Source organism: Nocardia sp. NPDC046473 (genome assembly GCF_040645995.1).
Classification (GTDB): domain Bacteria; phylum Actinomycetota; class Actinomycetes; order Mycobacteriales; family Mycobacteriaceae; genus Nocardia.
This window is the reverse complement of record NZ_JBEYZJ010000006.1, coordinates 310,236-331,864: the sequence shown is the minus strand read 5'-3', so window position 1 is coordinate 331,864 and position 21,629 is coordinate 310,236. Positions and strand designations below refer to the sequence as shown.

At 68.2% G+C, this 21,629-nt stretch carries 21 protein-coding genes; 14 read left to right on the top strand and 7 right to left on the bottom strand.

The annotated features are described in order from the left end of the window. Positions 1-82 precede the first annotated feature (82 nt). The 10 genes from ABZ942_RS23025 (at position 83) to ABZ942_RS22980 (ending at position 10,863) form a co-directional block, all read left to right on the top strand. The gene (locus tag ABZ942_RS23025; protein ID WP_357385145.1) at positions 83-520 is read left to right on the top strand and encodes a hypothetical protein; all 438 of its coding nucleotides are present in this window, start codon (positions 83-85) and stop codon (positions 518-520) included. Positions 521-573: 53 nt separating this feature from the next. Continuing rightward, positions 574-2,874, top strand: a complete 2,301-nt coding sequence (locus tag ABZ942_RS23020) for an AAA family ATPase (RefSeq protein WP_357385143.1) — start codon at positions 574-576, stop codon at positions 2,872-2,874. An 81-nt stretch (positions 2,875-2,955) separates the two neighbouring features. Next, on the top strand, positions 2,956-4,305 hold the full coding sequence (locus ABZ942_RS23015) for a hypothetical protein (protein ID WP_357385141.1): 1,350 nt from the start codon (positions 2,956-2,958) through the stop codon (positions 4,303-4,305). 112 nt (positions 4,306-4,417) lie between these two features. Next, positions 4,418-7,348 (top strand): Na+/H+ antiporter subunit A, encoded by a 2,931-nt coding sequence (locus ABZ942_RS23010; protein WP_357385139.1) that lies wholly within the window; start codon positions 4,418-4,420, stop codon positions 7,346-7,348. Next, complete coding sequence (locus tag ABZ942_RS23005; RefSeq protein WP_357385137.1) at positions 7,345-7,728, top strand: Na(+)/H(+) antiporter subunit C; 384 nt, start codon at positions 7,345-7,347, stop codon at positions 7,726-7,728. Before ABZ942_RS23010 ends, ABZ942_RS23005 begins: the two co-directional genes overlap by 4 nt. Further along, complete coding sequence (locus ABZ942_RS23000) at positions 7,725-9,338, top strand: Na+/H+ antiporter subunit D (protein WP_357385135.1); 1,614 nt, start codon at positions 7,725-7,727, stop codon at positions 9,336-9,338. The genes ABZ942_RS23005 and ABZ942_RS23000 overlap by 4 nt, the downstream gene beginning before the upstream one ends. 5 nt (positions 9,339-9,343) lie before the next feature. Then, on the top strand, positions 9,344-9,889 hold the full coding sequence (locus tag ABZ942_RS22995) for a Na+/H+ antiporter subunit E (protein WP_357385867.1): 546 nt from the start codon (positions 9,344-9,346) through the stop codon (positions 9,887-9,889). Continuing rightward, positions 9,886-10,146 carry a monovalent cation/H+ antiporter complex subunit F gene (locus ABZ942_RS22990; RefSeq protein ID WP_357385133.1) on the top strand — a complete coding sequence of 87 codons (261 nt, stop codon included), beginning with the start codon at positions 9,886-9,888 and terminating at the stop codon, positions 10,144-10,146. The genes ABZ942_RS22995 and ABZ942_RS22990 overlap by 4 nt, the downstream gene beginning before the upstream one ends. Before the next feature lie 46 nt (positions 10,147-10,192). Next, entirely contained in the window at positions 10,193-10,525 is a 333-nt protein-coding gene (gene mnhG, locus ABZ942_RS22985; protein WP_357385131.1) for a monovalent cation/H(+) antiporter subunit G, read from the top strand. A 56-nt stretch (positions 10,526-10,581) separates the two neighbouring features. Continuing rightward, a complete protein-coding gene (locus ABZ942_RS22980; protein ID WP_357385129.1) occupies positions 10,582-10,863 on the top strand; it encodes a type II toxin-antitoxin system prevent-host-death family antitoxin in 282 nt (93 codons plus the stop codon). Between the two features lie 41 nt (positions 10,864-10,904). On the opposite strand, the gene ABZ942_RS22975 is transcribed toward ABZ942_RS22980, so the two are convergent. The 5 genes from ABZ942_RS22975 to ABZ942_RS22955 form a co-directional block, all read right to left on the bottom strand. After that, a complete protein-coding gene (locus ABZ942_RS22975; RefSeq protein ID WP_357385865.1) occupies positions 10,905-12,209 on the bottom strand; it encodes a DUF5933 domain-containing protein in 1,305 nt (434 codons plus the stop codon). Between the two features lie 163 nt (positions 12,210-12,372). Beyond that, a complete protein-coding gene (locus tag ABZ942_RS22970; RefSeq protein WP_357385127.1) occupies positions 12,373-13,518 on the bottom strand; it encodes a glutamate--cysteine ligase in 1,146 nt (381 codons plus the stop codon). A 13-nt stretch (positions 13,519-13,531) separates the two neighbouring features. Next, positions 13,532-14,218, bottom strand: a complete 687-nt coding sequence (locus ABZ942_RS22965) for a superoxide dismutase family protein (protein ID WP_357385125.1) — start codon at positions 14,216-14,218, stop codon at positions 13,532-13,534. A gap of 159 nt (positions 14,219-14,377) precedes the next feature. Continuing rightward, positions 14,378-14,959 carry a LytR C-terminal domain-containing protein gene (locus tag ABZ942_RS22960; RefSeq protein ID WP_357385123.1) on the bottom strand — a complete coding sequence of 194 codons (582 nt, stop codon included), beginning with the start codon at positions 14,957-14,959 and terminating at the stop codon, positions 14,378-14,380. Between the two features lie 19 nt (positions 14,960-14,978). Further along, positions 14,979-15,323: a DUF3263 domain-containing protein gene (locus ABZ942_RS22955; protein WP_357385121.1), complete on the bottom strand. Its 345-nt coding sequence runs from the start codon at positions 15,321-15,323 to the stop codon at positions 14,979-14,981. Positions 15,324-15,511: 188 nt separating this feature from the next. Here ABZ942_RS22955 and ABZ942_RS22950 point away from each other — a divergent pair, with 188 nt between their 5' ends. Genes ABZ942_RS22950 through ABZ942_RS22940 form a run of 3 tightly spaced genes read left to right on the top strand, consistent with a single transcriptional unit; the run spans position 15,512 to position 17,945 of the window. Further along, entirely contained in the window at positions 15,512-16,102 is a 591-nt protein-coding gene (locus ABZ942_RS22950; RefSeq protein WP_357385119.1) for a peptide deformylase, read from the top strand. Further along, entirely contained in the window at positions 16,092-17,096 is a 1,005-nt protein-coding gene (locus ABZ942_RS22945) for a GNAT family N-acetyltransferase (RefSeq protein WP_357385117.1), read from the top strand. The genes ABZ942_RS22950 and ABZ942_RS22945 overlap by 11 nt, the downstream gene beginning before the upstream one ends. 33 nt (positions 17,097-17,129) lie before the next feature. After that, positions 17,130-17,945: an exodeoxyribonuclease III gene (locus tag ABZ942_RS22940; protein ID WP_357385115.1), complete on the top strand. Its 816-nt coding sequence runs from the start codon at positions 17,130-17,132 to the stop codon at positions 17,943-17,945. Positions 17,946-17,963: 18 nt separating this feature from the next. Here ABZ942_RS22940 and ABZ942_RS22935 read toward each other — a convergent pair whose 3' ends face one another. Next, on the bottom strand, positions 17,964-18,563 hold the full coding sequence (locus tag ABZ942_RS22935; RefSeq protein WP_357385113.1) for a Uma2 family endonuclease: 600 nt from the start codon (positions 18,561-18,563) through the stop codon (positions 17,964-17,966). A 172-nt stretch (positions 18,564-18,735) separates the two neighbouring features. Further along, entirely contained in the window at positions 18,736-20,658 is a 1,923-nt protein-coding gene (locus tag ABZ942_RS22930; protein ID WP_357385111.1) for an acyl-CoA dehydrogenase family protein, read from the bottom strand. 183 nt (positions 20,659-20,841) lie between these two features. Here ABZ942_RS22930 and ABZ942_RS22925 point away from each other — a divergent pair, with 183 nt between their 5' ends. Then, entirely contained in the window at positions 20,842-21,468 is a 627-nt protein-coding gene (locus tag ABZ942_RS22925) for a TetR/AcrR family transcriptional regulator (RefSeq protein ID WP_357385109.1), read from the top strand. Positions 21,469-21,629: the final 161 nt, after the last annotated feature.

The window sequence follows — 21,629 nt, the reverse complement described above, 5'->3', positions numbered from 1 at the left end:
CCCCGCGCACCCGGTACGCTGCACCCGACGTGCCGGGTGCTCCGGTGCTAATCAGACACACATCCACCGGGGAAAGCACGGTATGAAGCGAACTTCCGCCATCGTCCTGGTCACCGGGACGGTGGCTTTGCTGCTGGCAGGCTGCGGCCAGTCCTCGAACGATGCCGCCGACGCGAACGGATTACGCAAAGGCGACTCGAGCGCGAGCGCGACCGCGGCGCCGCGGTCGCCGTCCGCGGCCGCCGCGCCGAGCATCGGCACGCCGGACAGCGCGCCCGCCACCGCGCAACCGAGCGCACCCGCGGCCACCGATCCGGCGAAGACCACCTGCGGTGAGTTCAAGAAGCTGGATACCGAGGCGGAGAAGACCGTGATCGAGCAGATCCTCGCGGCCCACCCGGACAGCAAGTTCGCGGGCAGCCCGAATGTCGCGCTCGGCACCGCCAAGCTGGTCTGTCTGTCCGGCAGCGTGGCCGATACCACGGTCGCCCAGGCCGCCGGGATCGTCCCGAAGAACTAGTAGCACCCGCCATCCCCGGCCACGACCTTGCGTCGGCGCGGCAGAATGGCACGGTGGCAGAACTCGCGCTCACCGCTCGGCTCAATCCGTCCGCTGCCGACGCCCGCCGCGGCGTGGTGCGGCTGCACCCGGAGGCGCTGACCGCGCTCGGGCTGCGTGAGTGGGACGGCATCGCGCTGGTCGGTGCGCGGCGCACCGCGGCGGTGGTCGGGGTGGCCCCGGCGGACACCCCGGCCGGGGTCGCGCTGCTCGATGACGTGACGCTGTCCAACGCGGGCCTGCGTGAGGACGCGACGGTGGTCGTCGCGCCGGTGACGGTGTACGGCGCCAAGCAGATCTCGGTGAGCGGCTCGGTGCACGCCACCCGCACCATTCCGGCGGCGACGCTGCGCCAGGCGCTGCTCGGCAAGGTGGTTACCGTCGGTGACACGGTCTCGCTGCTGCCCCGCGATCTCGGCCCGGAGATCAGCTCCGCCGCTGCCTCCCAAGCACTTTCGCGCACCTTCGGGATCGCGTGGACCACCGAGTTGCTCACCGTCACCGCGACCGATCTGCGCGGCCCGGTCAGCGTGCAGCCGAACACCGCGGTCGTCTGGGGCGCCGGGGTGGTCGCGGCCAGGGACGCCGCCGACCGGGCGCTGGCGGGTAGCCCGATCCCGTCGGGCGAGGCCTCCCGTGCCGCGACCGAGGCGGCCGCGTTCGATGGTGCGGCGGCCGCGAACGGCGCATCGGATAGCCGGAGCGCGGCCATTCGGGATACCGATCCGCAGATCACCGTCAAGGATCTGGCGGGTGCGCACAGCCAGGCAACGAAGCTTGCGGAGTGGCTCAGCCTCGCCCTCGACGAGCCCGAACTGCTCAAAACCCTCGGCGCCACACCGCATCTCGGCGTCCTGATCACCGGCCCGGCCGGCGTCGGCAAGGCCACCCTGGCCCGCGCGGTCACCGCGCCGCGCCGGATGGTCGAGCTGGACGGCCCGACGATCGGGGCCGCCGAGAGCGGCACCCGACTGCGCGCGGTGGCCGAGGCGGTGGCCGACGTCTGTTCCGGCCAGGGCGGCATCCTGCTGATCACCGATATCGACGCACTGCTGCCCGCGCAGGCCGAGCCGGTGGCCACCCTCATCCTCGATCAGCTGCGGGCCGCGGTCGCCGAGCCGTGCGTCGCCTTTCTCGCCACCACGGCGCACCCCGCCGGGATCGACCCCAGGCTGCGCGCGCCCGATCTGTGCGACCGCGAACTCGCCCTCGCGCTGCCCACCGCCGCGGTGCGCAAGTCGCTGTTGGAGCAGTTGCTGCGCAAAGTCCCCACGGCCGAGCTGAAGCTCGACGAGATCGCCGCGCGCACACCGGGATTCGTGGTGTCCGACCTGGCCGCGCTGTGCCGGGAAGCCGCACTGCGGGCGGCCTCACGGGCCAGCAGGGGACACACCGATCCGCAACTGACCCAACCGGATCTGGTCGACGCACTGAAAGTGATTCGGCCGCTATCGCGTTCGGGCATGGACGAACTGGCCATCGGCAGCCTCACCTTGGACGAGGTCGGCGACATGGTGGAAACCAAGCAGGCGCTGACCGAAACGGTGTTATGGCCACTGCGCCACCCGGATTCGTTCGCCCGCCTCGGCATCGACCCGCCGCGCGGCGTGCTGCTCTACGGTCCGCCCGGCTGCGGCAAGACCTTCCTGGTGCGGGCCCTGGCGAGCACCGGGCAGCTCAGCGTGCACACAGTGAAGGGCGCCGAGCTGATGGACAAGTGGGTCGGCTCCTCCGAACGCGCGGTGCGCGAATTGTTCCAGCGCGCACGCGATTCCGCGCCGTCGCTGATCTTCCTCGACGAGGTGGACGCACTGGCGCCGCGGCGCGGCCAGAGCGGCGACTCCGGCGTCGGCGACCGGGTGGTCGCCGCGCTGCTCACCGAGCTCGACGGGGTGGAACCGCTGCGCGATGTGGTGGTGCTCGGCGCGACCAACCGGCCGGAGCTGATCGATCCGGCGCTGCTGCGGCCAGGCCGGCTGGAACGACTGGTCTTCGTGCCGCCACCGGACGGCGCGGCCCGGCTGGAGATCCTGCGGACGGCCGGGCGCTCGGTGCCGCTGGCCCGCGACGTCGACCTCGCCGCACTGGCCCGCAAGCTCGACGGCTACTCCGCGGCCGACTGCGCCGCGCTGCTGCGCGAGGCCGCGCTCACGGCGATGCGCCGCGACCTCGACGCCGCCGACGTCACCGCGGCCGATGTGGCGGCGGCCCGCGCGACGGTCCGGCCGTCGCTGGACGCGCTACAGGTCGAGTCGCTGCGCCGGTACGCGGAGACGCGAGGCCAGCCGACCGGCAACGAAGGCCGGTACCTCTAACGCTTGCCGACCGGGCGGCAAACGCACTGTAAACCGCAGCTTTCTGGCATTTCACCCATTTCGACATACCCCCGCGAAGTGATGGCAATCACAGAATCGCAGGTCGCGCGCAGGTATGTTCGGCACGTGCGGCGGATGGGTGATGCGTTCGACGCGGTCACGGCCTTCTTCGGAGCCGCGGTCGCGGGTGTGACGCTGTTCCTGCCGGTGACCTTCTCCTCGATCCGGGAGAGCACGCCGTATCAGATCACCAACCTGTGGGACAGCGTGCCGCGCGGCGCGGCCATCGGCGTGATCGTCGCCGTCGCGGTCGCGGTGCTGGTCGGCACCGCCTTCCGCCCGGCCACCGCGTGGGCGGTCGCCCTGCTCGGCATCATCGCGCAGCTGGTCAATCACGTTGCCGGCCGCCATGTTTCGTCCGCCGACATGCTCACCACGCAGAACTACGTGGACGCGGCGTGCGCCGGGATCCTGCTCGGCGGGCTCGGTGTCGCCGCGCTGCGCAAGCCAGTGCTCGCCGGCGGCTACGCGCTCGGCTGTGCCGGGTTCTTCGTGTTCAGCGACCTCGCGGACTTCCTCGACATCGAAGACGACCCGTTCGACGTGCTGGAGACGCCGCCCAGCTGGCTGATCGGGCTGGCGATGGTGCTGCTGGTCATCAGCACCCTGCGGAATCGGACCAAGGCGGGCGAGCCCGAGCCCGCGCGATCGTCCATCGAACTGCCGGTGGCACCGATCCTCGCGGCCATGGTGCTCGCCCTGGTGATCCTCGCCGTCACCGAATGGCTGCAACGGCAGTACACCAACGCGCCCGCGATCAATCACGCGGTCGATATCGGGCTCACCGCCGCCGCCACCGTGTTCGCCGCGACCGCGGCGGCCATGCTGCTGCCCGGCCGCGACGGATACGGCGTGTATCTCGCGGTCAGTTTGACCGCGGCCGCCGACGCCTTCGGGTACGCCGCCCGGCCCGGCTGGAGCGTCTGGGTGTTGCTCGCGCTCACCGCCGTCGGCCTGTTCGCCGGCACCAGGCGGCCTTCCGTGCCGCTGGCCGTCGCCTTGCTGGCCGGCATCGCCGCCTTCGCGATCATCACGCCGCCGGAGGCGAACTGGGTCCTCTTCTCCGCCGGGAGCGCGGTGCTCGCGGTCACCGCGGGCTACTGCTGCGCCACCGCCCGGCCGCAGTTCGCCCCGAGCGGCGTGCTCGCGCTCGCCGCCCTCTACCTGCCGACGGTCATTTCGGTACTGCCGGATGACACCAAGAGCTGGCACGTGCCCGACGGCGCGGCGCACGACACCACACCCGGCCGCGCCGCACTGGCGATCGTGCTCGGCAGCGCGGTCGGTCTCGCCGTGCTGCACCACTTCCGGCCGCGCGGCCGACCGCAGTCGACCGACCCCACCAGCGACGAAGCGTTAGCGGATATATAGCCCCGGCGGCGCCGTGTACCCGACGCCATACTCGACGAGGACGCGGAAATCCCCAGGCTCCACGTAAGATTGTCCCGCACCACCCCGCCGCCCCTACCCGACGGAGTGTAGTTTGCTCGCAATCCTGCTCGCCCTCGCCGCAGCCGCGCTCGCCGCACCGCTGTGGGTAAGGGCACTGGGACGCAACGCTTTTTACGTGCTTGCCCTGGTCCCGCTCGGCGGCCTGGTCTGGGTCGTCGCGAATTGGGGTAGCACACAGCGGGTTCGGCTGGACTGGGCGCCGAGCATCGAGATGAACATCGATCTGCGGTTCGACTCGCTCGCCGCGATCATGTCGGCGCTGGTGCTCGGCATCGGCGCGCTGGTCCTGTGCTATTGCGCCAGATACTTCGAGGACGACGAGCCGCGCCTCGGCGTGTTCGCGGCCGAGATGGTCGGCTTCGCCGGAGCCATGTTCGGCTTGGTGACCAGCGACAACATGCTGTTGCTCTTCGTTTTCTGGGAAGTGACAACGGTGCTGTCGTTCCTGCTCGTCGGCCACAATGCCGAGCAGGCGAACAGCCGGCGCGCGGCCATCCAGGCGCTGCTGGTCACCGCCGCGGGCGGGCTGGCGATGCTGGTCGGGCTGATCATCCTCGGCGAGATCAACCACAGCTACCTGCTCTCCGACCTGCTGGCGCAGGCACATCCGCCGCACGGGCTCGCGGTGAACGTCGCGGTGGTGTTGATCCTGATCGGCGCGCTCAGCAAGTCCGCCGTGGTGCCACTGCACTTCTGGCTGCCCGGCGCGATGGCGGCGCCGACGCCGGTCAGCGCGTATCTGCACGCCGCGGCCATGGTCAAGGCGGGCGTGTATCTGGTGGCGCGGCTCGCGCCGGTGTTCGCGGAGAACCCGGTCTGGCATCCGCTGGTGCTCACCTTGGGCGTGGCGTCGATGCTGCTCGCCGGGTTGCGGTCGCTCGAGGTGGTCGATCTGAAGCTGGTGCTGGCCTTCGGCACGGTGAGCCAGCTCGGCTTCCTGATCGTGCTGGTCGGCATCGGCACGCCGGACGCGGCGCTGGCCGGGGTGGCGATGATCGTGGCGCACGCGATGTTCAAGGCGTGCCTGTTCATGGTCGTCGGGATCATCGATCACGGGGCGGGCACCCGGGACCTGCGTCGGCTCTCGGGGCTCGGCCGCCGCGCCCCGGTGCTGTGCGCCATCGCGATACTCGCCGCGTTGAGCATGGCCGGGATTCCGCCGCTGGTCGGGTTCGTCGGCAAGGAAAGCGCGTTGGGCGCGATCCTGGACGCCGACACCCTCGCCGGGCCCGCGCGGGTGGCGCTTGCGGTCGGCGTGGTGCTCGGGTCGATGCTGACCGTCGGCTACAGCATTCGCTTCGTCTGGGGTGCCTTCGCGGACAAGCCCGGAGTCGCGCGGCCGACGGCGCACGGCGCGCACCGGGTGCGCAGAGTATCCGACTATGCCACCGAAAGCGCCGGGCCGACAGCGGATTCCGGCGAGGCAGCGCACAGTATCGAAGACGGCGGCTGGCACGCGCCGAGTGCGTTGTTCCTGGCCGCGCCCGCCGTGCTCGCGGTGGCGAGCCTGGCCGCGGGGCTGGCGGCACCGGGCACGGATCGGCTGCTGAGTCCTTACGCGGAAACGTTTTCCGAAGATCTACTGTCCTATCTGTCGCTGTGGCACGGCTTTACGGTCCCGTTGGCGCTGACGGTCGTGATCATCGCGGGCGGCGTCGCGCTGTTCCGGCTGCGTGATCGGCTCCGCGATCCCACCCGGCCGCGGCTCGGCAACGCGGACCGGGCCTACGACGCGGCGCTGCGCGGCATGGATCAGCTGTCGCTGCGGATGACCGGCGCGGTGCAGCGCGGGTCGCTGCCGCTGAGTCAGGCGACGATCCTCGGCACGCTGATCATCCTGCCGACCGTGCTGCTCGCCATCGGCACCCGCACCGGAGTGCAACTGCGCCTGTGGGATTCGCCGTTGCAGGCGGTGATCGGCGGGATCCTGATCGCGATGGCGCTCGGTGCGACGGTGCTGCGCAACCGGTTGGCCAGCGTGCTCGTCGTCGGGGTCACCGGTTACGGCTGCGGCGTGATCTTCGCACTGCACGGCGCGCCCGACCTGGCACTGACCCAATTCCTGGTCGAGACACTGACTTTGGTGATCTTCGTGCTGGTGCTGCGCGCGTTTCCGGCGGAGATCGAGGCGGGCCGGGCCACCCCGTTCAAGGCACGCCGGGCGGTACTGGCCGCGCTGGTCGGCACGGCCGTCACGGTGCTCGGCGCCTTCGCCGTCGCCGCCCGCACCGCCGAACCGATCTGGCACCGAATCCCCGACGCCGCTTACCAATTCGGCGGCGGCAAGAATGCCGTCAACGTGCTGCTCGTCGACGTCCGCGCCTGGGACACGCTCGGCGAGATCTCGGTGCTCGTGGTCGCCGCGACCGGCGTCGCCTCGCTGGTGTTCCGCAGCCGCCGCTTCGGCAGCGCCCCGCGCGCCGCCGATTCGCCGAACTACGACCCGGATCTGGTGAGCTGGCTGCCCGCCGGGCGGCTGGTCGATCGCGCGGACCGCTCGATGGTCATGCAGATCACCACCCGGCTGGTGTTCCCGACCATCATGGTGCTGTCGGTGTACTTCTTCTTCTCCGGCCACAACGCGCCGGGCGGCGGTTTCGCGGGCGGGCTCACCGCCGGGCTCGCGCTGACGCTGCGCTATCTCGCCGGTGGCCGGTACGAACTCGGCGAGGCGCTGCCGGTCGACGCGGGTCATCTGCTCGGGGCCGGACTGGCCCTGGCCGCCGGAACCGCGGTCGGCTCACTGTTTTTCGGCGTGCCCCCGCTGTCCTCGGCGATCTTCGAGGTGACGCTGCCGCTGCTCGGCCACGTCAAGCTGGTGACCGCGCTGTTCTTCGATCTGGGCGTCTACTTGATCGTCGTCGGCCTGGTGCTCGATGTATTGCGCAGCCTCGGCGCGCGACTCGACAGCGAGCTCGCGGTCAGCGAAACCTCCCCGACCGCTGGAGGTTCCGTCAAATGACCGCCAACCTCACGCTGCTGATCGTCATCGGGGTCCTGGTCGCCTGTGGGGTGTACCTGATCCTGGAGCGCGCGGTGTCGAAGATGCTGCTCGGCATGATCCTGTTCGGCAACGCGGTGAACCTGCTGATCATCACCCTCGCGGGCCCGGACGGCCGCGCGCCGATCCAGGGCCAGACCGACACCACCCATCGCGACACCGCCGACCCGCTCGCGCAGGCGATGGTGCTCACCGCGATCGTGATCACCATGGGCCTCGCGGCATTCGTGCTCGCGCTGGCCTACCGCTCCTACACCATCACCACCACCGACGATGTCGAGAACGACCAGGAAGACGTCGATATCGCCCGCAGGCGCGAGCGAGAGGACCCGGAAGATTGAACCTCTCCCCCGGCCTGCTGCCGATCCTCATGCCGCTGCCCGTGCTGGTGCCGCTGCTCGCGGCCGCGGGCACCCTGGTCTTCGGGCGCAGGCCACGGACCCAGCGCACGTTCATGCTCGGCGCGCTCAGCGCCGTCGTCGTCATCTGCGGGCTGCTGCTGTATCTGGCCGACCGCGACGGCACCACCGCGCTGCAGATCGGCAACTGGGAGACGCCGATCGGCATCACGCTTGTGGTGGACCGGCTGTCCGCGGGGATGCTGCTGGTCTCCTCGATCGTGCTGCTCGCCGTCGCGCTCTACGGTTCCGGCCAGAACATTCGCGACGGCGACGAGCGGCAGCCGACCTCGATCTACCGGCCCACCTATCTGGTGCTGACCGGCGGTGTCTCGGCCGCGTTCCTGGCCGGTGACCTGTTCAACCTGTTCGTCGGCTTCGAGATCCTGCTCGCCGCGTCGTTCGTGCTGCTCACCGTCGGCGGCACCGAGGAACGGATCCGCGCGGGAGTGTCCTATGTGATGGTCTCGATGCTGGCGTCGCTGATCTTCCTGACCGGCATCGGCATGACCTACGCGGCCACCGGCACCTTGAACCTGGCGCAGCTGGCCCAGCGGATCGGTGCGGTGCCGGAGGGCACCCGCACGGCCATCTACGCGGTGCTGCTGGTGGCGTTCGGCATCAAGGCGGCGGTGTTCCCGCTGTCGAACTGGCTGCCCGACTCCTACCCCACCGCGCCCGCACCGGTGACCGCCGTGTTCGCCGGCCTGCTCACCAAAGTCGGTGTGTACGCGATCATCCGGACGCACTCGCTGCTGTTCCCCGGCGGTGAGTTCGACTCGATCCTGCTGGTGTGCGGGTTGCTCACCATGCTGGTCGGCATCTTCGGCGCGATCGCGCAGAGCGATATCCGGCGACTGCTGTCGTTCACTCTGGTCAGTCACATCGGGTACATGATTTTCGGGGTCGGGCTGGCCAGTACGGCCGGGCTGTCCGGCGCGGTGTTCTATGTGGCGCACCACATTCTGGTGCAGACCGCGCTGTTCCTGGTGGTCGGCCTGATCGAGCGGCAGGCGGGCTCGACCTCGCTGCGCAGGCTCGGCGGCCTGGCGACGGCGAGTCCGCTACTGGCCGTGCTGTTCCTGATTCCCGCGCTGAATCTCGGTGGTATTCCGCCGTTCTCGGGGTTCATCGGCAAGGTCGCGCTGTTGCAGGCGGGTGCGGAGGACGGCAGCGTGCTGGCCTGGACACTGGTGGCGGGATCGGTGCTCACCAGCCTGCTCACGCTGTATGCCATCGCGCGGGTGTGGAGCAAGGCCTTCTGGCGGCCACGAGCGGAGGCGCCTGAGGGGCACCTCACCGCCGCGAAAACGCCGTCGCTGATCGAGGATTCGACGGACGTGCTCTATGACGAGCGCACACACCCCGGCCGGATGCCGCTGTTGATGGTGGGTTCGACGGCGGCGTTGGTCGCGGTCGGCCTCAGCCTGACGGTGCTCGCGGGTCCGATCCTGCGCATCGCCGACCGGGCGGCGGCGGATCTGCGCGATCCCGGCGTGTACATCACTGCGGTACTTGGTAATTCGCCTCCGGAGCCGGGAGCGGGCAAATGAGTGGGGTGAGTCGCGAGACCGTCGTGCGGATCGGCGTGCTGTGTTGGCTGACCGTTGTCTGGATCGCGCTGTGGGGCGATCTCAGCATCGCCAATGTGCTGGCCGGGCTTGCGGTCGGCGCGCTGATCATGGTGGCGCTGCCGCTGCCGCGAGTGCCGGTCAACGGGCGCTGGCACCCGCTGTCGATGATCGAATTGATCGTGGTGGCCTCGTATTACGCGATCGAATCCAGCCTGCAGGTGGCGTGGTTCGCGATCCGGCCCGCGCCGCCGCCGGTCTCCGGGGTGCTGCGCGTCTACCTGAGCACCAAATCCGACCTGGTGCTTGTGCTGTGCACCGACCTGCTGAACCTGATCCCGGGCACCATGGTGCTGGAGATCGATCGACGGCGCTGCGTCGTCTACGTGCACGTGCTCGACGTGAGCAGCGACGCGGCGGTGGACAAGTTCTACCGGACCACCCGGCGCTTGGAGAAGCTGCTCATCTCGTCGTTCGAGCGCCACTCCGAATGGCGCTCGACCCCGACCAGGCCGCCGGAGGTGTCGCCATGACCGTTGTCGCCGTCATCGCGGGTGTGCTGCTGACGGCCGCCGCCGTGATCACCAGCTATCGCATTCTGGCCGGGCCCAGCACCCTGGACCGGATCGTCGGCATCGACTCGCTGATGGCGATCGCCGCCTCCGGGCTGGCCGTCTGGGCCGCCTACAGCGAGGACACCACGATCATCCCGGCGATCATCGCGCTGGCCCTGGTCGGCTTTCTCGGCTCGGCCGCCGTCACCCGCTTCCGCGTGAAGGACGAACAGTGAACCCAATGCTGCTGAGACGACCGGCATTCCGGGCCGGAGGTGACCGATGACCGTGTGGCAGTGGATCTCCGGCGCACTCATCCTCTTCGGCGCAACCCTGGCCCTGACCGCATCGATCGCGATCGTGCGCTTCCCCGACACCCTCACCCGCATGCACGCCGCCACCAAACCCCAAGTGATCGGCCTGATCCTGGTCCTGGCAGGCGCAGGCATCGAGCTATTCGGCCACGGCAACGTCTGGGCCCTGGTCCTGGTCGGCCTCTTCACCCTGCTCACCGCCCCGGTGGTGGCCCACCTGATCAGCCGCACCGCCTACCGCGAACAAAGCCACCGCGACGGCCTACTCACCGTCAACGAACTCGGCGACAGCATCGACTGAGCGCAGCCACTCGATTTCTACCGAAACACGAAGATCTATCTCGGTCGTAGTGGACTATGCACTGGGGCCTGACACCCCGGACGTGCAGAAGGGGATCAACCATGCGAGTCGTACCCATAACCGAGGCATACGCCGACTTGACCGCAGTCCTCGACTCGGCGGCCGAAGACCTCGAGGAAGTTGTCATTACCCGTACCGGACACGAACCAGCCGTCGTAATCGCTCTTCGCGAGTACGAGTCCTTGAAGGAAACCCTTTACCTACTCGGCAATCCGGCTAATGTGCAACACCTGGCGCGATCGATCGCATCCCTCGAGACGGAGCATAACCCTCGGTAACCACAACGGCGTGGACGAATAACACCGCCGCACTGTGAACCTCAGCGCGCTGCGGTCTCCACCTCGCGTTGTGCGGCCGTGGTCTGGCGCTGGCCCGCGAACCAGGTGGCGTGGAAGGCGGCGGCCAAGCCCGCGAGTAGGGCGAGCACGATAGTGCCTGCGAGGACCGGGTATTCGGCCATGGAGACCGGTAGGTAGCGGTAGGACAGCAGGAGTATGGCGAGGACTGCTGTGCCGCCTGCGACGAGGCGGATGCGGAACCAGCCCCAGCCGCGTTCGGGGTCGCGCAGGGCCGATTCGACGGTCAGGCACAGGACCGCGCCTGCGACGAGGTCGACGCCGTAGTGGTAGCCGAAGCCGAGGGTCGCGGTGACCGTGGCCAGCAGCCAGAACGCGCCGCCCCAGCGCACCAGGCTGGGCGCGGGGCCGCCGTCGGTGTCGCGGCGGGTGTGCAGGAACACCGACAGTGCCCAGGCGGTGTGCATGGACGGCATGCAGTTACGCGGCGTCGCCGAATCGAACGGCATCGGCATCGGGTTTCGGTCCAGTGGCGGCACCACGCTCGGCCAATAGTTGCCGAGCTGCAGTCCGTGCCCGTCCGCGCCGAAGGCGAACATCGGCCCGACCACCGGGAAGATCACATAGACGATCGGGCCGACCAGCCCGAGCACCAGAAACGTGCGCACCAGATAGTGGCTCGGCCAGCGGCCGCTGGACACCACCCGGCGCAGCTGCCACACCGCCACCACGATCGCCGCGACCGGCAACTCGATGTAGACCCAGTGCAGCACCCCGTAGACGACCGGGCCGAGCACGTCGAGCACCCGACCCATCACCCAGGACGGATCGCCCAGCGCGTGATCGGCCAGCAGCACGTACTCGTCGAGCACCGTCGGCCTGCTCAGCACCGTGACGTGCAACCACACGTCGCCGACCTTGGTGGCGAGGATGAGCAGCGCACCGAGCGCGGCGGCGTGCAGCGCGTTGCGCCGTTCGGTGCCGTCCCAGCGCAGCCAGGCGAACACCGCGAGCCCGGTGAGCACGATCACCGGGCCGTTGCCGATCGCGAACGACTCACCGGCCAGCAGCCGGACACCCAACCACACCAGGTCGATGGTCACGGCCACACTCAGCGCGATGATCCGGCGGCGCGTCGAAATGCCAACCAGCGCAAGGACCAAGCCCGCCCACGGCACCGACATCGACTTGGGCGTGCCGACATAGTCCTGCCAGAGGCTGCCGAGCGGGCCCTGGAACCCTTCGCGCAGCGCCACGATTTGCAGCGCGATGAGCAGTACCGGCACTGCGGCAACGCCCGCCGCGACCCAAACCCGGGTCGGCGGCACACGCAACCGAGGAGCGGCACTTCCTACTCTGGGTCCCGGGTCTTCGACAAGCACTCGACCATAGTAAACGGGGGGTGAACGCCATCTCACTTGCCGACTGAACATTGGGGGTCGGCAGCCGGCGGGGTGGGTGAATGCTGGGCGACCGAACCCAGCGGGCGAATTACTGCTCGAGCTCCTTGACCAGCGCGTCTACCACCGCGACCAGGTCACCTTGCGCCGCGGCGGCGACTTTTCGCTGCCGCTGGTATGACGCACCTCGCTCCGGGATCTCCGCGACGAACGCCAATTCGTCCGCGCAGCCGAGCCGTTTCGCGGTCGGCTCCAACCGGTTCAGCAGGTCGGTCACGTCGTCGGTGACCAATCGCTCGTTGCTCTTGTCATCGACGATGATGATCGCGTCCAGCCCGTAGCGGGCGGCCCGCCACTTGTTCTCCTGCACGTGCCACGGCGGCAAGGAGGGCAGGGTCTCGCCCTCTTCCAGCCTGCGGTCCAGGTCGACGATCAGGCAGTGGATCAGCGCGGCCATCGCGGCCAGCTCGGCGCGGGTCGACACCCCGTCGCACACCCGCACCTCGATCGTGCCCCACTTCGGCGCGGGCCTGATGTCCCAGTGCATGCCGCCGAGCTGTTCGAAAACCCCCGTCTTGAACTGGTCGTGCACGAAATGCTCGAAGCCACGCCAGTTTTCGAACTGGAACGGCAGACCGGCGGTGGGTAGCTGCTGGAACATCAGCGTCCGGTTGCTGGCGTAGCCGGTGTCCGAGCCCGCCCACATCGGGGAGGACGCGGACAGCGATAGTAGGTGCGGATACTGCATCAGCAGCGCGTTCAGGATCGGAAAGACCTTGTCCCGGTGCGAAACTCCGACGTGCACGTGCACGCCCCAGATCATCATCTGGCGGCCCCACCACTGGGTGCGCTCGATCAGCTCGTCGTAATGCTCCGAGCGGGTCAGCTGTTGCGCCGACCACTGCGCGAACGGATGGGTGCCCGCGCAGAACAGGTCGACCCCGAGCGGGTCGGCGGCGCGCCGGACCGCGGTCATGGTGCCGTGCAGGTCCTCGACCGCGTCGCCGACGGTTTCGTGCACGCCCGTGACGAGTTCGACCGTGTTGCGCAACAGCTCCTTGGTCACCTGCGGGGTGCCGTCGTGCGCATGCAGGTCGCCGAGCGAATCGAACACCGCCGCAGCGGTATTCGACAGATCGCGGCTCACCTTGTCGACGAGTGCGATCTCCCACTCGATGCCTATGGTGGGCCGGGGCGATCCATGGAAGGGAACGTGTTCTCTGCCTGCCCCGGCCATATCGGCTCCTGCGCTACTGGATCACACCGCAGGCGACGCGGCCGCCCGCGTCGCCTGTCGCTAGCGTCGTATCATCCGGGCCGGCAACGCCGTCGGCCCGGAGGTATCGGTTCGGGATGTTGCCGAAGTTGTCGGCGTCGGCGTGGATCATCAACGCCTTGTTCTTCAGGTCGTCGAGCGTCAGTGCGTCGGTGGTGGTGACCAGCTTGGCGGTGCCGTCCGAGCGGACCTCGAGCGAGGTGAGGTCGCCGCTGGCCGGGTGCGTGTTCGCGCTACCGACCTGCAGATGGCCACCGGCGGAAAGGAAGTCGCCGGACGGGCCGCCGGTCGGCGCGACCGAGTTGGCCTCGCACTTGCCGATCGAGTGCACGTGCAGGCCGTGGAAGCCGGGGCGCAGGCCGTGTGCCTCGACGGTGAACTGCAGGTGGTTACCGTCCTTGACGATGTTCGCGGTGGCGACCGAGGCGCCCGCGGCGTCCTTCAGGTCGACCTTCACGCCCGGGTTCGCTTCGGCGCTGCCGGTTTCCTTGCCGGATTCGCTCGCGGGCGGGGCGGCGGAACCGCTCCACACCGGCGGGGTCGTCCCCTGCACGTCACTCGACTCCTGGCTGTTGGTGCAGCCTGCGAGGCCGAGGACCGCGATCGCGAGCACCGGGGTCACAGTCCGCCAGGACGGGCGACGAGTTGTGGACGGGGCCATCGGGGAACTCCTTTATGAGTACCGAGTTTACGAAGTTTACGAGTAAAGCTGGGTGGACACGTTCGTTACCGGACAAGATGATGCCACGTCCGCCGTGTCGCGCCGTGACAGGCCCGTTCAGCGGCACGTCGCCAGTTGACGCGGCCAGGTCGCCAGTTGTCAGTTACCCGTCACGATGACGGTTACACCGGGCGAGGACTCGCCCAATCCGCTCGACTTCGGTTCCGCGGCGATGCCGAGCTGCTGCGCGATGGCTTGGGCCGCCTCTTTGTCGCCCGGCGAATTGCCGTAGTACACGGTGGTTTTCGGGATATTCGCGCCGGGGTAGTTGCCGGTCTCGACGACATTCCAGCCGTCGGCGGTGAGCTGGCCCGCGGTCTTGCCGGCCAGCCCGACGATCATGCTGTTGTTCAGCACGGTCACCGGAACCGCCTTGGCGGCGGCCGTGGTGGTCGCCGGGGCGGTGGTCGACGGCGTGGTGGTCGCCGCGGACGACGGGGCGACGCTCGTGGACGACGCGGCGTCGGGGGTCTTCGGGGCCGTGGTGGCCGCGGGCACCTGCGGTACCGGCTTGGCGCTGGTCGAGGTGGCCGACTCCGATGGACCGGATCCTGAGCTGTCGGCATCGGACTTCGACAGCGACATCGCCCCAAGGCCACCGAACACGATGGCCAGTGCGATCAACACCATCGCCAACGCTCGCAATGGCGGCCCACCGGAGGTGGGATTCGGGTAGCTCACCTAGTCGAGCCTAGCCCGGTCATACCTGGAAACCGAGCCGTCGCGCGGCCCTGGCTTTTTGCCTGCTCGCCCGCAGCCTGCGCAGCCGCTTGACGAGCATAGGGTCGGCGGCGAGCGCCTCCTGCCGGTCGACCACGGCGTTGAGCACCTGGTAGTACCGGGTGGGCGACATGCCGAACAGCTCCCGGATGGCTTCTTCCTTGGCCCCCGCGTACTTCCACCACTGGCGCTCGAAGGCCAGGATGTCGTGTTCGCGACGGCTCAGCCCGTCGCCGTCGCCGGTCGTTTCCGCTGCCGTGACATCGTCGCTCGCGGAAGGGTCGCCCTGGATCGCGGAAAAGTTCCGTGCCGCTGCGCCGTCCATCTTGCTCCCTCGCCGAGTTACCACCAGACGAAAAATGGTGCTTGTACGTCGCGGATCATTCAACCATGAGAGCGGGGGATCGCCGGGGGTACGGCGCGGCGTGTTCCCTACCTGCCGGTAGGCGTGTCGCGGGAAGGTTGCCGCCCCCGCACGGTCGGCGACCGGGCGGCGCGGCAATAATTGGTCCCATGGCTATCCTCCCGATCGTGATCGTCGGCGACCCGGTTCTGCACAACCCGACCGAGCGGGTCACCCATTCACCGGAGGAATTGGCCGAGCTCATCGCGGATATGTACGACACGCTGGACGCCGCGCACGGTGTCGGCCTGGCCGCCAACCAGGTGGGCGTGCCGCTGCGGCTGTTCGTCTACGACTGCCCCGACGTCACGCCGGACGGCACCGCGACCCGGCGCCGCGGCGCGGTGATCAACCCGGTCTTGGAGACCTCGGCGATCCCGGAGACCATGCCGGACCCGGACGACGACGAAGAGGGCTGCCTGTCGGTGCCCGGCGAGCAGTATCCGACCGGTCGTGCCGAATGGGCCAAGGTGACCGGCACCGATGAGCACGGCAATCCGGTCGAGATCGAGGGCAAGGATTTCTTCGCCCGCATGCTGCAGCACGAGGTCGGGCACCTGGACGGCTTCCTGTACGTGGACGTGCTGATCGGGCGCAATGCCCGCGCGGCGAAGAAGGCGATCAAGCGCAACGGTTGGGGCACACCGGGACTCAGCTGGATTCCCGGGACTGTCGCGGATCCGTTCGGCCATGACGACTGACCCAGATTTTCCGGAGATCCCGCTCGGCCGTCGCGTGGTCCTGCGTTATCGGCTGCCCGCCGGTTATCCACAACCACTCACCGATGTGATCGGTGAACTGGTCTCGCTGGATCCGCCGACCGTGCGCGGGGCCGACGGGCAGGTCGTTTCGGTGACACCGGATCGGGTGGTCGCGTTGAAAGCGTTGGGGCCGAGGCCGATTCGTACTCGCGAGATCAGGTCGCTGGAAGCCGCGGCGGCGGATGCCTGGCCCGGCATCGAGCACACCTGGATCGACGGGTGGTTGGTGCGGGCCGGGCACGGGTACACCGGTCGCGCGAATTCCGCTGTGCCGCTGGGTGGTTCCGATGGGCCCGCAGCAGTGACACCGGACGCGATCCACCGCATCGGCGAGTGGTACACCGGGCACGGGTTGCCGCTGCTGCTCGCGTTGCCCGATCGACTGGCTCCCATTCCACCGGGCTGGGACAGCTGGCGCGAGACCATCATGTTGGCCATCGACATCGAGAATTTCGTGCTCCCGCAGGGGCCGTCGATGGTGCGCGTCGCTAGCGCACCAGACGATGCCTGGCTGGAGTTGAACCGCTACGAAGGTGAAGCGCCTACGCCGCAGCGACTTTCGGCACGGGAACCGGATGTCGAGGTGTTGACCGCCGTGCGCGACGGCGAGCTGGGGTTCGCCTCGCTCGGTGTGCCGACGCCGATCGCGATCGGGCGTGGTGCGGTCACCACCGCACCGGACGGGCGGCGGTGGATCGGTCTGACCTGTGTCGCAGTTGGCGCGGAGCATCGCAGGAAGGGGCTCGGGTCGCTGGTGTGTGCCGAGCTGATCCGGTGGGGTCACAGTCGCGGTGCGACGCACGCGTACCTTCAGGTCGAAGCCGGAAACAGCGGGGCACTCGCGCTGTATCGCGAGCTGGGTTTCGTCGAGCACCACATGTATCGGTACGCGTCCCCGACGAACCATCCCCACCGGTCCGCCGGCCTCCGGTAGAACGGACCTATATCCCTACGAAGGAAGGCAGCTGTGCGCCTCGCGACCTGGAACGTCAATTCGATCCGCTCCCGGCTCGATCGGGTGGCGGAGTTTCTGGACCGCCAGGACATCGACGTGCTGGCCATCCAAGAGACGAAGTGCCGCGACGACCAGTTCCCGTTCGAGCGGTTCGACGAACTCGGCTACGAGGTCGCCCACCTCGGTATCAACCAGTGGAACGGCGTCGCCATCGCGTCCAGGGTCGGCCTGAAGGACGTGGAGTTCGCCTTCCCGAACCAGCCCGGTTTCGACAAGGAGGCCGGTGAATCGCTGATCAGCGCGCCGGTCATCGAATCGCGCGCCCTCGGCGCCACCTGCGGCGGTGTCCGGGTCTGGAGCCTGTACGTCCCCAACGGCCGTGCCCTGGACGACCCGCACTACACCTACAAGCTGGAATGGCTTGCCGCCCTGCGCGACAACGGCGCCCGCTGGCTCGCCGAGGACCCCCGCGCCAAAATCGCCCTCGTCGGCGACTGGAATATCGCCCCCACCGACGACGACGTGTGGTCCCCCGAGTTCTTCGAAAACAAAACCCACACTTCGCAACCCGAACGCGACGCCTTCCAGTCCTTCCTGGACACCGGCTTCGCCGACGTCATGCGCCCCTACGCCCCCGGCCCCGGCGTCTACACCTACTGGGACTACACCCAGCTCCGCTTCCCCCGCAAAGAGGGCATGCGCATAGATTTCATCCTCGCCTCCCCCGCCCTCGCCACCCGAGCAACCGACGCCGTAGTCGACCGCGAAGAACGAAAAGGCAAGGGCGCCAGCGACCACGCCCCCGTAATCGCCGACTTCACCGACTGAGTATCAGCCGGTCTGAGCTCAACGCACCCAATCCTTCAATGGTTCAGTGTCGAGGTCGACGTTCACTGGGTCGGGAATCTTCACCGATGCACCGAACGGCACCTTCAAGACCTGCTCGTAGCGGCCTCCACGAGGACTGCTGTGCACCGTCACCTCACATGAATCTCGATCAATCAGGAGGTATGCAGGTATGCCGGTCTCGGCGTAGGCCCGTGGCTTCTCCTGACGATCGCGGCGTTCAGTGTCTTGGTCATCGGACGTCACCTCGACGACCATGAGAACCGGCTCGGGATCAGCCCACTCGCCTTGGCCGACAAACGCATCTGCGTCCGCCAAGGCACCGTCCGGTCGAGCGCGTCCCTTCCGGTAGCGCTCCACCTTCAGTCCTTGCTCTGGGGTCATGAACAATTCAGGACGGAACATCATGAAGGTGCGGATCAGCCACTGAATGATCCGAGCGTGATCCCCATCCGGCATTGCCTTTGCCCCCAGTTGTCCGTCGATGAACTCGAGCCGCACACCCTCCGCAATATGATCAGCCGCCCGAGCGAGTTCTTCGAACTCCTCGGCAGTCATTAGAGACTCAGCGGCCATAAGAGACTCCTCGACAGCAGTCATAGCGGAAGGATATCGGACCACACCGACAACTACAACGGATTTTACCTGGCTCGACCGCCAATCCGTCGAGGTCATCGCCCATTTCCGTGATCGTCAGCGATTCGGCTGATCGACGCGCCCACGGTCCTCGGGCGCTTCGATCGCTATGACGGCTAGCCGGATGTTCCCGTTTCTACGGGTTCATCTCGTAGGTGCCGGCCAGCGACCTGGCCTGGGCGAGTACCTGATCGAAGCGGGCTCGGTCGGCGACCGGGCGGCGGATGAGGTCGAGGGCTCGGGTTTGCTGGGCTTTGGTGGCTGCGGGTTTGGTGTGCAGGGTCAGGGCGTTCTTGGCGAACTCGCGGACGAAGTTGTCGAAGATTTGGTCGAGGACGGCTTCGCCGGTGCCTTCGATTTCGGCTTGTTCGAGGATGAGTTGGGCGTAGGGGAGGGCGGTGAAGAGTTCGCCCAGGGCGAAGAGGAAGTCGACGTCGCGTTGCTGGGCGGCGGTGGGGGCCGCGGCGGCGAGCAGGGTTTGGAAGGCGAGGGCCTGTTCCAGGAAGACGGCGACATTCGGGATGTGGGTGAACTTTTCGAAGACCTGACGCCAGTCGCTGAAGCGGATGCGGCCGAGGCCGCTGCTCGGGCCCTGCCGGAAGAGGAATGCGTCGTCGGCGGCGTCGCGGCGGGTCGGCACGGGAGTGTATGTGGCACCGGCGAATTCGGCGCGCAGCCGCGGCACCGCGGCACCGGCACGGGGCGCGAGGCGGCGACTCGACCAGCTCAGTGCACCGGAGACGGCGCGCACCGTGCCCTTGGGCGCGGAACCGGCGCCGGGCAGGAATTGCAGGGCCGCGAGACCGGCGTCGGCGGGGTGGAACATGTAGTTGGCCATGAACTTCAGTGACAGCGCCATGTTCACGTGCACGGTGCCCTCGAGCCGAGGCAGGCCGAACAGGCCGAGCATCGCCATCGGAAAGTACATGTCCTTCTCGAAGCCGCGGGCGGCGATCACGTCGGCGAGGTCCTCGATGATCCGCTGGCCCTGTCGGGTGACGGTCATCTTCTCGATCGCGTTGAACAGCAGGTAACGCCGGTCGTCCGGGGAGGCGGAGCGCAGGTAGTCGATGGCCCGCTCGCTGTAGAGCTTCATCGCGATCAACCGCGCGTACGAGTCGGTCATCAGCGACTGCACCTGGGGGAACTCGGTCACCCGGTGCCCGAACAGGATTCGGTTCTCCGCGTGCGTAATCGCCTCGTAGTAGGCGTGTTCGCACGCGCCGACGGCACCGAAGCCGAGGTTGAACTTGCCGACGTTGACGGTGTTCATCGCCGCGTGGAAGGCGGCCTCGCCGCGGTGCAGGATGTCTTCCTCGGCAACGGGATACCCGTCGAGATCGAAGGCGGCCACGTACATCTGGCTGTCGACGACGTTGCCGCGCAGGTGGTAGTTCTCGTGCTTGCTGTCCGCGACGAAGAACAGGTAGCCCTCGTAATCCTCTTGCGTCGGTTTGCTTTCCAGCGCCTTGGAGCTGTCGATGATCGGCTTGTCCGAGCGGCGGCCGAACACCGAGACCAGCGCGGCCTGGTTGCCGTTGCCGATGTAGTGCTTGCCGCCGGTGGCGTGGTAGCCGCCGCCCGGCTGCGGCTCGACCATCATGTCGGTCGAGTAGACGTCGGCGCCGTGCTCCTTCTCGGACAGGCCGAAGGCGAAGATCTCGCCGGAGTCCAGCAGGGCGGCGGCGCGCTGTTTGGCCGCCGCGTTGTCGCTCTGCCAGATCGGGCCGAGCCCGAGGATGGTGACCTGCCAGACGTACCAGTACTGCATGGAGTAGAAGCCGAGGATCTTGCTCGTCATCGCGATCCGCGCGGTGTCCCAGCGCTTGTTCGGATCACCGTTGGCCTCGGCGGCCGGTGTGAGGAAGGTCGCGAAGAGCCCCTCGCGCTTCACGAAGTCGAGGAATTCGGCGTACCAGACCCGATCCCGATCCTCCTGCTTGAGCACCGCCTTGCCGCGGCCCTCGAACCAATCGACGGTCGCGCGCAGCAGCCGCCGGGTTTCCGCGTCGAACTCGGCGAACTCGCAGGTCTTCGGGTTGAACAGGGTTTCGGTCATCGCTGACTCCTCGGCCGTGGCATCGCGCTGGCGCCTGCGTGCAGGTCGCTCGACAAGGTCGGTCGGCACCATCCCGCCGACTTCATGCACGACTGTAGCATTAACATTCGCGAATGTAGGAAGTTGATCTACAGGCGCGGGACCAGCGAGAACTCGGCAACCTCCGCTGCTATGTTGGTGCCCATGGGTAGCGATTCGGCCGTGCAGCCGCGGCAGCGAGCGCCGCACCTCGGTCCGGAACGCCGCCGCCCGCAGGTGCTCGACACCGCGCTGGCCATCGCCGTCGAGCACGGCATCGCGGCGATCACCATGGCCGCCATCGCCGAGCGCATGAACGTGACCCGTCCGGTCGTCTACGCTTGCTTCGCCGATCGCGTCGAACTGATCGAGGCGCTCATCCAGCGCGAGGAAAGCTACCTGGTCGACGACCTGCTCGGGGTGATGCGGCGCCGCGACGTCGACGCGGGCGAGACCGTGTTCATCGAAGGCTTCCGGGCACTGCTGGAGAAGGCCGCCGCCCGGCCCGACGCCTGGCGCCTGCTCTACGGCAATCCCGATCCGGCCGTTGCGGATTCGTTCGGGCGCGGCCGCGCACTCGCCATCGAACGCTGCAGCGCCCTGCTGCGGCCGACGCTGCGCGCGTGGGGCACCGCGGACGCCGAGCGCAAACTGCCGGTGCTGGTGGAGCTTTGGGTATCGGCAGGTGAAGGGGCAGTGCGCAACCTGCTCTCGGACGAAGGCGCTTGGACACCACAGGATCTCGGCGCCTTCGTCGGCGCCGCCGTATACCGCGCGTTGCGCCACGCCTGAGCTCTCCCGCCTATTCACCGGCCAACAGTCACGTTGGCAACCGGCTGGATAGGAGAGCTGGGCCAATCCACTCCTGACGAGTTAGCCATGCGCTTTCGACATCAGTCGACCGGTCCGAGGTCAGCCGTCGTGTTTGACAAATCGTCGGCTACTAACCGAAC

Excerpts from the sequence above, each read along its gene's own strand:
- ABZ942_RS22980 (WP_357385129.1), top strand. The coding sequence starts at position 10,582 with ATGCACTGGGGCCTGACACCCCGGACGTGCAGAAGGGGATCAACCATG.
- ABZ942_RS23005 (WP_357385137.1), top strand. The coding sequence starts at position 7,345 with ATGACCGCCAACCTCACGCTGCTGATCGTCATCGGGGTCCTGGTCGCC.
- ABZ942_RS22950 (WP_357385119.1), top strand. The coding sequence starts at position 15,512 with ATGGCTATCCTCCCGATCGTGATCGTCGGCGACCCGGTTCTGCACAAC.
- ABZ942_RS22935 (WP_357385113.1), bottom strand. The coding sequence starts at position 18,563 with ATGACTGCTGTCGAGGAGTCTCTTATGGCCGCTGAGTCTCTAATGACT.
- ABZ942_RS22925 (WP_357385109.1), top strand. The coding sequence starts at position 20,842 with ATGGGTAGCGATTCGGCCGTGCAGCCGCGGCAGCGAGCGCCGCACCTC.
- ABZ942_RS22965 (WP_357385125.1), bottom strand. The coding sequence starts at position 14,218 with ATGGCCCCGTCCACAACTCGTCGCCCGTCCTGGCGGACTGTGACCCCG.
- ABZ942_RS22970 (WP_357385127.1), bottom strand. The coding sequence starts at position 13,518 with ATGGCCGGGGCAGGCAGAGAACACGTTCCCTTCCATGGATCGCCCCGG.
- ABZ942_RS22930 (WP_357385111.1), bottom strand. The coding sequence starts at position 20,658 with ATGACCGAAACCCTGTTCAACCCGAAGACCTGCGAGTTCGCCGAGTTC.
- ABZ942_RS23025 (WP_357385145.1), top strand. The coding sequence starts at position 83 with ATGAAGCGAACTTCCGCCATCGTCCTGGTCACCGGGACGGTGGCTTTG.
- ABZ942_RS22945 (WP_357385117.1), top strand. The coding sequence starts at position 16,092 with ATGACGACTGACCCAGATTTTCCGGAGATCCCGCTCGGCCGTCGCGTG.
- ABZ942_RS22990 (WP_357385133.1), top strand. The coding sequence starts at position 9,886 with ATGACCGTTGTCGCCGTCATCGCGGGTGTGCTGCTGACGGCCGCCGCC.
- mnhG (WP_357385131.1), top strand. The coding sequence starts at position 10,193 with ATGACCGTGTGGCAGTGGATCTCCGGCGCACTCATCCTCTTCGGCGCA.
- ABZ942_RS23015 (WP_357385141.1), top strand. The coding sequence starts at position 2,956 with ATGGCAATCACAGAATCGCAGGTCGCGCGCAGGTATGTTCGGCACGTG.
- ABZ942_RS22955 (WP_357385121.1), bottom strand. The coding sequence starts at position 15,323 with ATGGACGGCGCAGCGGCACGGAACTTTTCCGCGATCCAGGGCGACCCT.